The 13697-nt window shown below is 65.2% G+C and carries 13 protein-coding genes; 8 read left to right on the forward strand and 5 right to left on the reverse strand.

Translation table 11 applies throughout. From position 1 onward, the window contains the following. The first annotated feature begins 41 nt into the window (after nt 1-41). Nucleotides 42-431 (forward strand): GNAT family N-acetyltransferase, encoded by a 390-nt coding sequence (locus ABXH26_RS00435; RefSeq protein WP_353565044.1) that lies wholly within the window; start codon nt 42-44, stop codon nt 429-431. 3 nt (nt 432-434) lie between these two features. On the opposite strand, the gene ABXH26_RS00440 is transcribed toward ABXH26_RS00435, so the two are convergent. Genes ABXH26_RS00440 through ABXH26_RS00450 form a run of 3 tightly spaced genes read right to left on the reverse strand, consistent with a single transcriptional unit; the run spans nt 435 to nt 3481 of the window. Further along, complete coding sequence (locus tag ABXH26_RS00440) at nt 435-1088, reverse strand: hypothetical protein (protein ID WP_353565045.1); 654 nt, start codon at nt 1086-1088, stop codon at nt 435-437. Nucleotides 1089-1115: 27 nt separating this feature from the next. Next, nucleotides 1116-1730: a peptide-methionine (S)-S-oxide reductase MsrA gene (gene msrA, locus ABXH26_RS00445; protein WP_353565046.1), complete on the reverse strand. Its 615-nt coding sequence runs from the start codon at nt 1728-1730 to the stop codon at nt 1116-1118. Between the two features lie 44 nt (nt 1731-1774). Next, complete coding sequence (locus tag ABXH26_RS00450; protein ID WP_353565047.1) at nt 1775-3481, reverse strand: hypothetical protein; 1707 nt, start codon at nt 3479-3481, stop codon at nt 1775-1777. A 167-nt stretch (nt 3482-3648) separates the two neighbouring features. Between ABXH26_RS00450 and ABXH26_RS00455 the strand changes: the two genes are divergently transcribed. Together ABXH26_RS00455 and ABXH26_RS00460 are read left to right on the forward strand one after the other, a co-directional pair. Continuing rightward, nucleotides 3649-4563, forward strand: coding sequence for an ABC transporter ATP-binding protein (locus ABXH26_RS00455; RefSeq protein ID WP_353565048.1), 915 nt, complete (start codon nt 3649-3651; stop codon nt 4561-4563). After that, on the forward strand, nt 4560-5537 hold the full coding sequence (locus ABXH26_RS00460; RefSeq protein WP_353565049.1) for a hypothetical protein: 978 nt from the start codon (nt 4560-4562) through the stop codon (nt 5535-5537). The genes ABXH26_RS00455 and ABXH26_RS00460 overlap by 4 nt, the downstream gene beginning before the upstream one ends. On the opposite strand, the gene ABXH26_RS00465 is transcribed toward ABXH26_RS00460, so the two are convergent. Further along, the gene (locus tag ABXH26_RS00465) at nt 5534-8983 is read right to left on the reverse strand and encodes a pyruvate carboxylase (RefSeq protein ID WP_353565050.1); all 3450 of its coding nucleotides are present in this window, start codon (nt 8981-8983) and stop codon (nt 5534-5536) included. The two genes, ABXH26_RS00460 and ABXH26_RS00465, sit on opposite strands and share 4 nt — an antisense overlap. 294 nt (nt 8984-9277) lie before the next feature. Continuing rightward, the gene (locus tag ABXH26_RS00470; RefSeq protein WP_353565051.1) at nt 9278-9493 is read right to left on the reverse strand and encodes a S1 domain-containing protein; all 216 of its coding nucleotides are present in this window, start codon (nt 9491-9493) and stop codon (nt 9278-9280) included. A gap of 174 nt (nt 9494-9667) precedes the next feature. On the opposite strand from ABXH26_RS00470, the gene ABXH26_RS00475 reads away from it, so the two are divergent. The 5 genes from ABXH26_RS00475 to ABXH26_RS00495 all read left to right on the forward strand — a co-directional run bounded on the left by ABXH26_RS00475 (nt 9668) and on the right by ABXH26_RS00495 (nt 13693). Beyond that, nucleotides 9668-10123 carry a hypothetical protein gene (locus ABXH26_RS00475; RefSeq protein WP_353565052.1) on the forward strand — a complete coding sequence of 152 codons (456 nt, stop codon included), beginning with the start codon at nt 9668-9670 and terminating at the stop codon, nt 10121-10123. 82 nt (nt 10124-10205) lie between these two features. Next, on the forward strand, nt 10206-11063 hold the full coding sequence (locus tag ABXH26_RS00480; RefSeq protein ID WP_353565053.1) for a prephenate dehydrogenase: 858 nt from the start codon (nt 10206-10208) through the stop codon (nt 11061-11063). Continuing rightward, nucleotides 11050-12426: a 3-phosphoshikimate 1-carboxyvinyltransferase gene (gene aroA, locus ABXH26_RS00485; RefSeq protein WP_353565054.1), complete on the forward strand. Its 1377-nt coding sequence runs from the start codon at nt 11050-11052 to the stop codon at nt 12424-12426. Before ABXH26_RS00480 ends, aroA begins: the two co-directional genes overlap by 14 nt. Continuing rightward, nucleotides 12423-13088, forward strand: coding sequence for a (d)CMP kinase (cmk, locus tag ABXH26_RS00490; RefSeq protein ID WP_353565055.1), 666 nt, complete (start codon nt 12423-12425; stop codon nt 13086-13088). The genes aroA and cmk overlap by 4 nt, the downstream gene beginning before the upstream one ends. Then, nucleotides 13085-13693, forward strand: a complete 609-nt coding sequence (locus ABXH26_RS00495) for a lysophospholipid acyltransferase family protein (protein WP_353565056.1) — start codon at nt 13085-13087, stop codon at nt 13691-13693. The genes cmk and ABXH26_RS00495 overlap by 4 nt, the downstream gene beginning before the upstream one ends. The last annotated feature ends 4 nt before the right edge of the window (nt 13694-13697 follow it).

The following is a 13697-nucleotide window of genomic DNA, read 5'->3' on the forward strand; positions in this document are numbered from 1 at the left end:
ATGTGGTGGTGAGGAAGGCTGAAACCGAAGATGCCGTGGCCATGTCCCGGCTCTCCGGTTTGCTTGGATATCCCCAGGGCCCTGCCCGAATCCTAGGGCGGCTGGAGGTCTATCGCAGGTCCGGTGGCGAGGTCTGGGTGGCGGAGGTCGACGGCCAGGTCGTGGGCTTTTTGAGCTTCCACACCCAGCCGTGCTTCCACGCTGCCGAAATGCTCGGGCGGGTGACGGCGATGTGCGTCGATCGCAAACGTTGCGGTGCCGGCAGGGCGATGATCGAGGTGATGGAAGCCGCTGCCCGCAAGCTGGGCTGCTCAAGAGTCGAGGTGACCAGCGGCGAGCACCGGGCGCAAGAGGCTCATCTGTTCTATGAGGCGATGGGCTACCAGCGCACCTCGGTGCGGTTCGTGAAACCGCTCACCCGCCCCCGCTGATTCCTATCTGCCGGCGAGGTGGCGGATGCAGGCCTGCGACCAGGTTTCCAAGCGCTCGAAAAGCGGTCCTGCCAGGTCGCCAAGCGAAGTGAAGCTCAAGTCGGCCAAGGCGTCCTCGTTCGAGCGCACGCCGTCGTGCTCGACCTCGATCAGGTGGACGACCCCGAGGTGGACCTGGCCCACCGGGTTGGTGTCGTCATTGAGCAAGGCGACGATCCGGTTCGTGTGCGGCACATCGAAGACGAGTTCCTCGGCCAGTTCGCGTTCGACGGCGGCATTGTAGGCCTGGGGGCCGGTGCGGCCCTCGCCGGTATCCACCGGGTTGATGTGGCCGCCGACTCCGACCGAACGCAGCGCGTGGAGCCGCGACTCACCGCCGGCCTTGCCGCGGGTGTAGTTGAGCACGCGGTCCCCGCAGCGGATGATGCAGTAAGGGATGATCTGTTTGTGGCCGGGATCCTCTTCGGCCAGCGCACGATCCATGAAAAAGTGGTTGGCCGGGTCGAGGAGCTTGTCGATCGCGGACCCGATGCCGTCCGTCCGGATGCCTTCGAAAACCCCGATTTCCTCGAACAGTGCCCGCGGAACGACCAACACCTCCTCACCTGCATACTTCGACATGCCGCGGACCGTGAAGAGGCGCCAGGGAACTTCCAAGTGCCAATGTGCCGGACGGGGCCGGCGTCAGTGGTCGAGCTTGAGCTTGCGCAGCTTCGGCTCGATCACCGCCCGGCAGTAGGGATTCTTCGACTTGTTCTCGAAGTAGTAGTCTTGGTGATATTTCTCCGCAGGGTAGAAGGTTCCGGCTTTCGTGATCTCGGTGACGATCGGGTCCTTGAAATCTTTCTGGGCCGCTTCCTTCGAGGCCTCCGCGATCTTTTTCTGATCCGGCGTGTGGTAGAAAATGGCCGACCGGTACTGGGTGCCCACGTCGGCACCCTGGCGGTTCAGCGTGGTGGGATCGTGGAGCTCCCAGAACCAGTCGAGGATATGGCCGGTGCTGATTTTTTCAGGATCGTAAACGACCTGCACTACCTCGGCATGGCCGGTGGAGCCGGTGCAGACCTGCTCGTAGCTGGGATCTGCGACCGTGCCGCCCATGTAGCCGGAGGTGGCGGAGTAGACCCCATCGACCTGCGCGTAGACAGCCTCGGTGCACCAGAAACAGCCGGCACCGAGGGTGATCACTTCGGCCCCCTCAGGGACCTCGGGCTTGGCGGCGGGCTTCTTGTCTTCTTCGGACATGGCGGTGCAGGAGGTGAGCGCGGAGGCGATGACGATGGTGAGAAAAGCCTTCATGGGTGACACTGGGAGGAAAGCGCAAACGCGATATTCCCGGAACTTCAGCTTCCCGGCGACCGCAGCAGGCGGAAAAACCGTTTTTCCGGAGACTCGCCGACGATCTCAAGCTCCACGAGCCTGCCCTCGCCCGCAACCACTTCTTCCAGTGCCTGCCAATGGCTGAGGTCGGTCGAGGACTGCACTTCGTAGTCCACCCCGGCAGCCGCGTAGAAGCGGATTGAGATGGCTTCCGGAGTCTCCATGTCGATGGCGGGCTCGCCCTCGGCGGGCTCGCCGGGATCGGTGGGGGAAAGGCCGGCTCCGACCTCGAAACCATCGTCGAAGCCATCCCCATCCGTGTCGGCGAGGTCGGGATCGGTGCCATATTCGTCCTCCTCGGCCGTGTCGCCGAGCCCGTCGCCATCGGAATCGAGGTCCAGGACCAAATCGACCGAGGTCGACTCATCGAGGGTGAGCGTGGTTTCCGGCAAGCCCACCCAATTCCCGAGCGAGGCCCTGAAGGTATAGGTGGAGCCGCGGGAAAGATAAAACAGGCGGGTGATCGGCCCTCCGGACATCGGGCCGGTCATCGTCACCGGGATCGAATCGCCCTCGGCGGTGACCGTGGCGATCATCTCGCTGCCAAGCCGCAGTCCCTCGGCCAGCCGGACATTCACGCGGACCACCACCGGATCGATGACCGCCGCCTGCCCGCCGCCTGCGATCAAGCTGGACCAGCCGCGAACGACCCAGCCGTTCGCCGTGCCGCCTGGGGCGATTCCGTTTCCGACCAGAACGTCACCATCGTCGGAAATCGCGACGGCTTCCGTGAGGGACCACGCGGCGAGGTCCATCCCCGCGTCGGCGAGCAGTTCCGAGATCCTCCGCAGGCCGTGGGCCGGATCCCAGATCACCGCCTGCCGGCCCGAGTCGTCCGTGCCGTAGCCCACGGCCATCGAGCCATCCGCGGTGACGTCCAGCAGCTGCGAATCCGTCTCTCCGCCGTCCAGGTCGCCCACCGGTTCGGGCCAGCCCGGGTGAAACACGACACCCGTCGAACCGTCGAAGTCAGTGCCCCAGCCCACGATCACCGATCCGTCCGCGGAAATGCCGGTGGCCGCCGATCTCATGTCGCCACCCGGCAGGTCGCCGAGCGAGGTCATGGTGTCGTCGGTCCATTTGAAGGCGACCGTGTTGCTGCCCGCGGTGCAGGCACCGACCGCGATGGTCCCGTCTCCGGAAATGGCATAGCCCGTGGAGGAAAGGTCGCCGGAGCCGATCGGCAGGGTGCCGAGATCGACCGTGAGGGCACCCGGGGTCCACAGCGCCGCGTGGACACCCGATTGGGTCGAGGACTGACCCACGACCCGGCCCCCATCGGACGAGATGTCGAAGCCGTTGGAAAAACTGAATCCGAAGCTGGGCAGGGGCAGCAGATCGTCCAAGCCGTCCGTCGAACTCCAGACCGACCCCGCAGCTTCGCTGAAACGGCTCACCACCCCCTGGGAGCCATCCGCGGAGAGCGCAACGAGCGAGGACGAACCGGCCGACGAGGCGATGGCGTGCGGACTGGAAATGCCCTCGTCGGCGGTCCAGATGAAGGCTTCCTCCGTCTGGGAGTCGGTGCTGGAGCGGCCCGCGACGACCCGGCCATCGCCGGAAACGGCCAGCGCCGTCGAGGTAGCGAAGCCTTCCGGCAGGCCGTGGATGATTTGAAAGGTCAGCGGCTGGGGTTCGGCACCGGACAGGCATCCGAGCGGCAGGATCAACGGGGCAAAAATGGAAAACTTCAGCAAAACGGGATCTGGACGGTCAGACTACCAAGTCCTCACGGGACCGAGTGCCCGTCAAACGCCAAAAGGGGGCGAAACCTCGCCGCGGTCGGGCCGGGCATCGTTTTCCTTTCGGCCGGCTGCCGCAGGCGTTAGGGAGGGGTGTGTCCGGACCGGCGATCGAAATCGAGACCTTGTCGAAGCGCTACGGCGCGTTGACGGCCCTGTCGGAGGTGGCCTTCGAGGTGCCGAGGGGATCGGTGTTCGGCCTGCTGGGGCCGAATGGCGCCGGCAAGAGCACCCTGGTCAAATCCCTGCTGACCCTCGTCCGGCCGACGCGCTGCGCCGGGCGCTTGCTCGATCGGCCGATCGGTGACCGCCGGACGCTTGCCAGGATCGGCTACCTGCCCGAGCACGCCCGTTTCCCCGACTATCTGACGGGCCGCCAGATCCTGCGCATGTCGGCCGGACTGTCCAAGGTGCCGAAAAAAGCCGCCCTCGCCAAGGAGGGGCCGCTGCTTGAGCGGGTGGGCATGGCGGAACGCGCGGACGACCGCCACCAGGTCTATTCCAAGGGCATGAAGCAGCGCATCGGCATCGCCCAGGCGCTGATCAATGACCCGGAACTGGTGTTTCTGGACGAGCCCACCGACGGCGTCGATCCCGAGGGCCGCGTGGCCATCCGGCACATCATCGAGCAGATGCGGGCGGAGGGTCGCACGGTGTTCGTGAACAGCCACCTTCTCGGCGAAGTCGAGCAGGTCGCCGACCACGTCGCCATCCTCAGTCAGGGCAGGTTGGTGGAAATCGGTCGCACCGAGGAGCTGACCCATCGAAAGACCTCCTACCAGCTGCGCACGATCGGTCCGGTCCCCTTCGAGTTGAAGGATCGCTTCCAGGCGGAGGGCATGACGGTGGCGGGCGATACCATCGAGCTGGTGACCGAAAACCCGGCCGAGATGCAGCCGGTCATCGACGCGCTGCGCGCCACCGACACCGGCATCCGCGAGATTTTGGAGCGGCGGCAGTCGCTCGAGCAGGTGTTTCTCGACGCCATCCATGGAAAGGGGGGCGCGTGAGGCAGTTCGCCGTCATCTTCGTCGATGCCCTCCGCCTGCTGCGGGCGCGGGCACTGTTCTGGATCACGCTCGGCATTTCGCTGCTGGCCGGCGTGACGTATCTGTCGATCGGTTTTTCCGACCATGGCATGACCGTCATGTTCGGAGCGATGGAACTGGAAAACCCCGCCATCACTCGCGGGTCGGAGATGGCGGGCATGGTCTATTTCGGGGTGTTCGCCATGTTCATCGTCCCGATCTGGTTGTCGTGGGTGGCGGTGATCCTGGCCTTGATCAACTGCTCGCCGGTGTTTCCCGAATTCATGGCGGAAGGCGCGGCGGGAACCGTGCTCAGCAAGCCGATTCCGCGTTGGAAGCTGTTCCTCTTCAAATACCTCTGCGGCCTGCTTTTCGCGCTGCTGCAGACCAGCGCCTTCTGTCTGCTGGTGTTTTTCGCCATGCGATGGCGGGTGGGGACCTGGAACCTTTCGGTCTTCTGGGCGGTGCCGCTGGTGACCCTGATGTTCTCCTATCTCTGGTCGGTGATGGCGGCGGTGGGCGTGAAGACGAAGTCGGTCATGGCCTCGATGCTGGCCTCGCTCCTGTTTTGGCTGACCTGCTGGACGGCGAAGCTATCCGAGGAAATCGCATGGAGCGCGGCTGAAACCGGCATGGTCGGCAATCTCCAGCTCTCCGCCGGGCAGCAGGCCAAGTGGAAGCAGAACCAGCTCTTGATGGAGCTGCCCTACCGGATCCTGCCGAAGACGAGCGACACGGTGAACCTGCTCCAGCGCTTCGTCCGCCTGGAGGGCGACCGCGAGTTCTCGCTGAGCGAAATCGTCAGCGCGCTGGAGGACGGGGCACCCCGCAAGGACCCGGCCATCGACGCCGCCGTGGAGCGGCGTTCGACGGGTTTCATCCTCGGGAGTTCCCTCGCCTTCGAGCTGGTGGTCCTCGGCTGGGGGGGCTGGATGTTCTGCCGGCGGGATTTCTAGTCGAGCCGGACCAGCAGGTCGTCGCTGTCCACCTGATCGCCCTTCTTGACCAGCACTTCCTTGACCGTTCCTGCCTTGGCAGCGCTCACAGTGGTCAGCATTTTCATGGCCTCCAGCGTCACCAGCTTGTCGCCCTCCGCCACTTCCTGGCCGGGGGAGACCGCGACTTCGGAAACCATGCCCGGCATCGGCGCGCAGGACTGCGAGCTGTCCCCCGGATCGCCCTTGGCGCGGGCCGAGCCACCGGGTTTCGCCAGCGAGGTGTCGGTGACCAGGCTCTCCCGCGGCATGCCGTTCAGCTCGTAGAAAAGCGTTCGGCGGCCCTCGGAATCGGCCTCGCCGATCGAGACCAGCTTGATGAAGAGCGTCTTGCCGGGATCGATCTCGACTTCGATTTCCTCGCCGGTGCTTAGCCCGTAAAAAAACGACGGAGTCGGCAAATCACTCAGGTCATCGTACTTCGCCAGGCTCGCCTGGAAGTCCGAAAAGACCTGCGGATACATCAGGTGGGAATAGAGGTCGTCATCGCCGGCCGGACGCTTCAGTTCCTCCGCCACCTGGGCGCGGGTCTGCTCCAGGTCCACGGGAGCGGCGAGTTCGCCGGGGCGACTGGTGGTCGAGGGCTTGTGGTTGAGCACCACCCGCTTGACGTCCTCCGGGAAGCCGCCGTCGGGCTGGCCGAGGCCGCCGGCCAGCATGTCGATCACGCTCTCCGGCCAGTCGATCGAGCCCGGCTTGAGCTTCGGCACGTCGGCCGGCTTGATCCCGCGGGTGATGAGGAACATCGCCATGTCGCCGACCACTTTCGAGGACGGCGTGACCTTCACGATGTCGCCGAAGAGCTGGTTGACCTCGGCATAGGTGCGGGAAATTTCGCGCCAGCGGTGGCCGAGGCCCATGGCGTTGGCCTGCTCGCGGAGATTGGTGTACTGGCCGCCGGGCATCTCGTGTTCATAGACCTCCGCGGTGCCCGCGCGGGGCGCGGAAATGAAGGGCTCGTACTGCGCCAGCACCTCTTCCCAGTAATCGGACAGGTCGTTGAGCGTGTCGAAGTCCAGCCCCGGATCGAGGTCGGAGTTGGCCAGCGCCGCGGAGACCGAGTTGAGGTTCGGCTGCGAGGTGGAGCCGGACATCGAGGCCATCGCCAGGTCGACGATGTCCACGCCCGCCCGCGCGGCGGCGATGACCGAGGCGGCATTGAGCCCCGAGGTGTCGTGGGTGTGGAAATGGATCGGGATGCCGATTTCCTGCTTCAGCGCGTGAACCAGATCATAGGCGGCCTGCGGCTTGCAAAGACCCGCCATGTCCTTGATGGCGAGGATGTGGGCGCCCATCTTCTCCAGCTCCTTGGCCTTCTGGATGTAGTATTTCAGGGAAAACTTGTCCCGCTTGTCGTTGAGAATGTCGCCGGTGTAGCACACCGCGGCCTCGCACAGCACGCCGCCGTGCTCGCGGGCGGCCTCCATGGCCACGCGCATGTTCGGCAGGTAGTTGAGCGAATCGAAGATCCGGAAAATGTCCATGCCGGAGTCGGCCGCGTGCTTCACGAAGCCGGCCACCACGTTGTCCGGATAGTTCGAGTACCCCACCGCGTTCGAACCGCGGAACAGCATCTGGAACAGCACGCCGGGGATTTTTTCGCGCAGGCGGCGGAGGCGGGCCCACGGGTCCTCCTTGAGAAAACGCATCGCCGTGTCGAAGGTCGCGCCGCCCCACATCTCCAGCGAGAACAGGTTCGGCACGCCGGCCTCGTAAGCTTCGGCGATCCGCAGCATGTCCTGGGTGCGCATGCGTGTCGCCATCAGCGACTGGTGGGCATCGCGCATCGAGGTGTCGGTGATCAGCAGCCGCTTCTGGTCGAGCACCCACTGGCAGAATTTCTCCGGTCCGAGCTCGGACAGCAGGGCCTTGGTCCGCGGGAGGGAGAGATCGGCTTTTTTTACATGGGGCACCCGCGGGCGCAGGATCGGGATGGTGGGTTTCCAGCCCTTGGCGGTGGGGTTGCCGTTGACCGTGACCTCCGACAGGTAGGAAAGCAGCTTGGTCGCCCGGTCGCGGCGGGGCTTGAACTGGAACAGCTCGGGTTTGGTGTCGATCAGCTTGGTGTGCGCCTCGCCGGCACGGAAGGTGGAGTCGGCGATGACGTTTTCCAGGAACGGGATGTTCGTTTTCACCCCGCGGATCCGGAACTCGCGCAGCGCCCGGTCCATGCGCTGGCAGGCGATCGGGAAGCTGCGGCCCATGGTGGTCAGCTTGACCAGCATCGAGTCATAGAAAGGCGTGATCACCGAGCCGGCGTCGCCCGAGCCGGCGTCGAGCCGGACGCCAAAACCAGCCGCCGAGCGGTAGTTCAGGATGCGTCCGTAGTCGGGCGCGAACTGGCGGGCCGGGTCCTCGGTGGTGATTCGGCACTGGATGGCGTAGCCGATGCAGGGAATCTCCTCCTGCGCAGGGATGGCGATCTCGTCGTCGTGCAGCGGATGTCCCTTGGCCACCAGGATCTGCGAGCGGACGAGGTCGATGCCCGTGACGCACTCCGTCACCGTGTGCTCCACCTGGATGCGCGGGTTCATCTCGATGAAGAACCAGTCCTTCTGGTCCATGTCGTAGAGGAACTCGACGGTGCCGGCGTTGTTGTAGCCGATGCCCTTGGCGAGCTTCACCGCCGCCTCGCACAGCTCCTTGCGGACCACCGGGTCGAGGTCGATCGAGGGCGCGACCTCCACCACCTTCTGGTAGCGGCGCTGCACCGAGCAATCGCGCTCGTGGAGGTGGACGACGTTGCCGTGGCGGTCGCCGAGGATCTGCACCTCGATGTGCTTGGCGCGGGAAATGTAGCGCTCGAGGAACACCGCGGGGTTGCCGAAAGCCTTGCCGGCCTCGTCCTGGGCCTCGGTGAGCAGGGGCAGGAGCTGCTTTTCCTCCATCACCACCCGCATGCCCCGGCCGCCGCCGCCGAAGGCCGCCTTGATGATCAGGGGAAAACCGATCTCCTTTGCGATGCGGACCGCCTCGTCGGGATCGGTCACGGCCTCCTCGGTCCCGGGGAGCACCGGGACGGAGTAGTTCTGGGCCAGTTCCCGCGCCGCGGTTTTGTCGCCCATGTTTTCGAGAAGCTCGGGCGAGGGACCGACGAAGGTGATGCCCTCGCGCTCGCAGGCACGGGCGAATTGCGCGTTTTCCGAGAGGAAACCATAGCCCGGGTGGATCATGGTGACGCCCTTCGACTTGGCCAGCGCCACGATGCCCTCGACATCGAGGTAGGCGCCTACGGGACCCTTTTCGGCGTCGAGCAGATAGGCTTCGTCCGCCTTGAACCGGTGGCGGGAAAAGCGGTCCTCCTCGGCGTAGATCGAAACCGTGCGGAGTCCGAGTTCGTTGGCGGCGCGGAAGATCCGGATGGCGATTTCTCCGCGGTTGGCTGCGAGCAGCTTGTCATGGGTCATGTTGGGAAGATTGCTAAGCGGTAGCTGGGGTTTCGGCCAATGGGAAAGTTGGTGGGGACCTGAGCGGTGGGGGATTCAGAAAAAATCCCGATTTTCGAAAAATGAAGATTGACGCCGGGCTAGGGTGGGATAGTTTCCCGGCGTCGCGACACAAGCAAGCGGCCCGATTGAGACGCCTTTGGTTTTTGGGTTTTTCCAGAGGGAGATCGATCGGGCCGCTTCGTTTTGTACGGGTGAGCCTGCGACGGGGGCGGCACAGGCAGGCGGCGCGCCGTGGTCCGGATGACGGCTCCGTCACGCCACAACCGCGGCGATCCGGGCCGAGTCGAAGTCGAAGGGGGTGAGTTCGACGGTCACACGGGTTCCGGCCTCGATGGCGGGGGTGGCTTTCGACAGCTCCTTGGAAAGATGCCCCAGCGAGCGTTTGCCGTTGGGCAAACGAAGTTCAAACAAGCCGGGCTTGAGGACCACGGCGACGACGGCTTCGGCTCGGACGGGGAGTTCGCGCACGAGGGGTTTCTAACCACCTGGGGAAAAGGCACAAGGCCGTTAGGCGAGACCGACTTCCGGCAGCGCTTCCGCAAAAGACAGGATCCGTGACTGGTGGAGGCGGCTTGACCTCTGCTACAGTTGGCCGGAGACTGCGCCGACTTCACAGGGAAATCAGCCAACTCCATCCGACCCATGAAACGTTTTTCGATGCTCGCCGCGGTGCTCTGCGCCGCAAGTCTCGCGCCCTCATGCGTGCCCTACATCGAGGAGGAGCCTCCGGTGCCGGCCCAGGACGTCGCCCAAAATCGTCCGGCCCAGACCGAAAAAGAAAAGGAGCAGGCCCGTCGCGAACGCCAGGAGCGCCGCGAGCGTGAACAGCGCGAGGCCGATCGTGAAGACGCCGGCAACGATCGCCAGAGCCAAGCCGACAACCAGGACCAGCGCATCCCGGATCGCACGCCGGATCCCGAGCCCGAGCCTGAGTCGAAGCCCCGCACGCCCGTGGCGAAGGGCGTCCCCGGCAAGCCCGGCTTTGTGTTCAGCCCGTTCAACAACAAAATCATCGACGTGAAGGGCATCCCCAGCGGGACGATGGTCATGGATCCGACCTATCCGGCCTCGGACAAGAAGTACTTCCGCGTTCCCTGAGCCCGGATCACCGCTGTTTGGTATCGCTTCGGGCCGGGCGTTGAGTCCGGCCTGTCGCATGTCTGGAAGGGAAGCAATTCGGATGGAACGCATCGTGGTGATCGGCGGCGGCCTGCTGGGCGGGTCGCTGGCTTTGCGGCTGGCGGAGGATCGCAACGTCCGCCTGTGGGCGCGGCGGCCGGAGTCGGTCGGTCTCGCCCACTCGCTCGGGATTCACGGGGCGACCCAGGATTTGTCCGAGGCGGTGGAAGGTGCCGAGCTGGCGGTGCTGGGAGTCCCGGTCGGGGCCATGGCCGGGTTGGCCGCGAAAATGATCGAGGCCGGCCTGCCGGCTTCGTGCCTGGTCACGGATGTCGGCAGCGTGAAGGCGGTCGTCCACCGCGAGGTGGCTCCGGTATTCGCCGCGGCCGGCATTTCCTTCATCGGCAGCCACCCGATGGCCGGGGGTGAAAAACAAGGCATGGAAGCAGCCAGGGCCGACCTCTTCGAGGGCGCGATGTGCCTGTTGACGGATGGCGAAGGCATCGGAGCGCCGCGATCGACCTCGCTGGAGGCGTTTTGGAGCGAGCTCGGGTGCCGGACCGAGTGGATTTCGCCGGAAGATCACGATCGTCTGGTGGCCCGCATCAGCCACCTGCCGCACGTAATGGCCGCAGCCACCGCCAAAGTGGCGCTCGCCAATCCCGCCGAGGCCCGCTACGGCGGCGGTGGACTCCGCGACACGACGCGGGTGGCGGGAGGCCATCCCGCCATGTGGGCGGAGATTTTGCTGGAAAACCGTGAAGCGGTGGGTGTCGCGATCGCCGAGGCGCGGGATTTCCTCGGTGAAATACTTGCCAGTCTGGACTCCGGCGACCATGAAACGGCCCTCCGATGGCTTGCCGAGGCCTGCGACCTGCACGCTTCCGGCCGGGCCGTGATCCAACATGAGTGCGGTTGATACGATGAGTCGGTTCGAGGTGACGCCGGTCGAAACCTTCGACGTCACCCTGGAGGTGCCGGGCGACAAAAGCATGTCCCACCGCGCGGCGATGATCGCCGGCCTGGCCACGGGCACCTCGACCATCACGGGTTTCCTGCCCAGCGAGGACTGCGTCAACACGCTCCAAGCCATGAAAGCCTGCGGCGTTCGCTGCGAGGTGCTGGAGGAATTGCCCGGCTTTGGTCCGGTCGCGATGAGAATCGAGGGCCGCTCGATGCACCTGACGGCTCCCTCCGGTTCGATCGACTGCGGCAACTCAGGCACCGGCATGCGACTGCTGGCCGGCCTGTTCGCGGGTCAGGATTTTATCACCGAGCTGTTCGGCGACGAGTCGCTTTCCTCGCGTCCGATGGGCCGGATCATCCAGCCGCTCGCCGCCATGGGCTGCCGGATCGAGGCCCTCGGCGAAAAGGAAGGCTCCGCTCCGTTGCGCATTTCCCCGGCGGAAATCCAGCCGATCCGGTATGAACTCCCGATGGCCAGCGCACAGGTAAAAAGCGCCGTGCTGCTCGCCGGCATGACGGCCGCGGGCACCACCGAGGTGATCCAGCCGGCGGTCACCCGCGACCACACCGAGCGCATGCTGGAAGCCTTCGGCGTCAAGGTGGTCACCGAGGGGCTCCACGTTTCCCTGGCGGGCGGCCAGGTGCCGCAGGCCCGGGATTTCCACGTGCCGGGAGACATCTCCAGCGCGGCGTTCTGGATCGTCGCCGCCGCCGCCCGCCCTGGAGCCCGGCTCGTCGTCAAGCGGGTGGGGCTGAACCCGACCCGCACCGCCATCCTCGACGCCATCGAGCGCATGGGCGCCACCGTCATCCGGCGGCCGGTTGAAGACGTCCAAGGCGAACCTTTCGGCGACCTGGAGATCCATGGCGCGCCCTTGAAGGGCACCGACCTTCTTCCGGAGGAAATCCCGAACCTCATCGACGAGATCCCGGTCCTCGCGGTGGCTGCGGCGCTGGCCGAAGGCACCACGCGGATCCGCAATGCCCGGGAACTGCGCGTCAAGGAAACCGACCGGGTCGCCACCACGGTCGAGAATCTGCGGGCCATGGGAGGGCAGGTGGAGGAGTTCGAGGACGGGATGGAAATCACCGGCGGCGCACCCCTTCGCGGAGCGGAAATGAAAAGCTACGGCGACCACCGGATCGCCATGGCCTTCGCCGTGGCGGGGCTGTTTGCCGACGGACCCAGCACCATCCTCGGCACGGAATGTGTTCGCACTTCCTATCCCGGCTTCGACCATCACCTCGCGGCGGTCTGCCGTGGCGCGGTGGCCGAGTCCGATTACCAACTTCCCACCCGAGCCCCGAACGCATGAATTCCGGCCACGTCGCCATCGCCATCGACGGCCCCGCCGCTTCGGGGAAAAGCACCATCGCCCGCGAACTTTCGAAGCGCCTCGGCCTGGTGATGGTGAACTCCGGGACCATGTATCGCGCGGTGACCTGGAAAGTCGTGAAGGATGGAATCGACGCCGAAAATCCCGCCGCCGTGGCGGAGGCGCTGGAAAAAATGAACCTCCAGTGCGGCGTTGATGGACTGGACTCGACCCTCACCGTGGACGGCATCGATCCCGGCGAGGAACTCCGCAGCCAGGAGGTCAATGCCCACGTTTCCCACGTGGCGGCCGTGCCCGAGGTCCGGCGACACCTGGTGGATCTCCAGCGCAGCTATCTGCAGCACTCGGATGTCATCATGGAAGGCCGCGACATCGGCAGCGCGGTGTTTCCTGACACGCCCTACAAGATCTACGTCGATGCCGATCCGTCCGTCCGTCAGGGACGGCGTGAAGCGATCGGGGAGATCGATTCCGTGACCGATCGCGACCGCAAGGACAGCCAACGCGAGACCGATCCGCTCAAGGTGGCCGATGGCGCCCGGGTTCTCGATAACTCGGGCCATACCGTGGAGACGGCGGTGGAAGCGGCTTTGGAAATCCTCATCCAGCAGGGCCTGGACCTACCCTCCTTGAACGCATGATGCGCTGGATCTACTGGTCGGGCTGGATGCTGTTTCGCAGCGCCTTTCGCAGCCTTTTCAAGCTGCGGGTGAAACACAAGGAAAGGCTTCTCACCGAGGGTCCCGTGCTCGTCGTCTCGAACCATGAGAGCTTCCTCGATCCGCCGCTCATCGGCACGCTCTACGACGACGAGATGGTCTTCCTCGCCCGGAAAACCCTGTTCCGCGGGGTGACCAAGTGGCTCTACCCACAGTGGAACGCCGTTCCCGTGGATCAGGAAAAGCCGGACATGAGCAGCCTGAAGGCGATCATCCGCGAGCTGAAGAACGGCAACCGGGTCCTCGTTTTCCCCGAAGGGGCTCGCACGCTCGACGGCGAACTGGGCGAGGCCCAGCCCGGTGTCGGCCTCATCGCCGCCAAGGCCGGCGTGCCCGTCCAGCCGATCCGCATCCGCGGCGCGCGCGAGGCTCTTCCGCGCGGCAGCGGTCGCATGCGCCTGGCTCGGATCGAGGTCACCGTCGGCCCTCCCATCGACCTCAAGGCCGAAGGTCTGGCCGGCGGCAAGGACAAGGATGCCTACAAGAAGATCGCGGACCGTCTGATGGCGGCGATCGCCGAGTTGTAACGGC

Source organism: Haloferula sargassicola, from assembly GCF_040362925.1.
GTDB classification, from domain to species: Bacteria; Verrucomicrobiota; Verrucomicrobiia; order Verrucomicrobiales; family Akkermansiaceae; genus Haloferula; species Haloferula sargassicola.

What these genes read in the sequence shown, in the direction of transcription:
- ABXH26_RS00435 (WP_353565044.1), top strand. Translation starts at nt 42, where the DNA reads ATGTCCCGGCTCTCCGGTTTGCTTGGATATCCCCAGGGCCCTGCCCGA.
- msrA (WP_353565046.1), bottom strand. Translation starts at nt 1,730, where the DNA reads ATGAAGGCTTTTCTCACCATCGTCATCGCCTCCGCGCTCACCTCCTGC.
- ABXH26_RS00465 (WP_353565050.1), bottom strand. Translation starts at nt 8,983, where the DNA reads ATGACCCATGACAAGCTGCTCGCAGCCAACCGCGGAGAAATCGCCATC.
- ABXH26_RS00475 (WP_353565052.1), top strand. Translation starts at nt 9,668, where the DNA reads ATGAAACGTTTTTCGATGCTCGCCGCGGTGCTCTGCGCCGCAAGTCTC.
- ABXH26_RS00480 (WP_353565053.1), top strand. Translation starts at nt 10,206, where the DNA reads ATGGAACGCATCGTGGTGATCGGCGGCGGCCTGCTGGGCGGGTCGCTG.
- aroA (WP_353565054.1), top strand. Translation starts at nt 11,050, where the DNA reads ATGAGTGCGGTTGATACGATGAGTCGGTTCGAGGTGACGCCGGTCGAA.
- cmk (WP_353565055.1), top strand. Translation starts at nt 12,423, where the DNA reads ATGAATTCCGGCCACGTCGCCATCGCCATCGACGGCCCCGCCGCTTCG.
- ABXH26_RS00495 (WP_353565056.1), top strand. Translation starts at nt 13,085, where the DNA reads ATGATGCGCTGGATCTACTGGTCGGGCTGGATGCTGTTTCGCAGCGCC.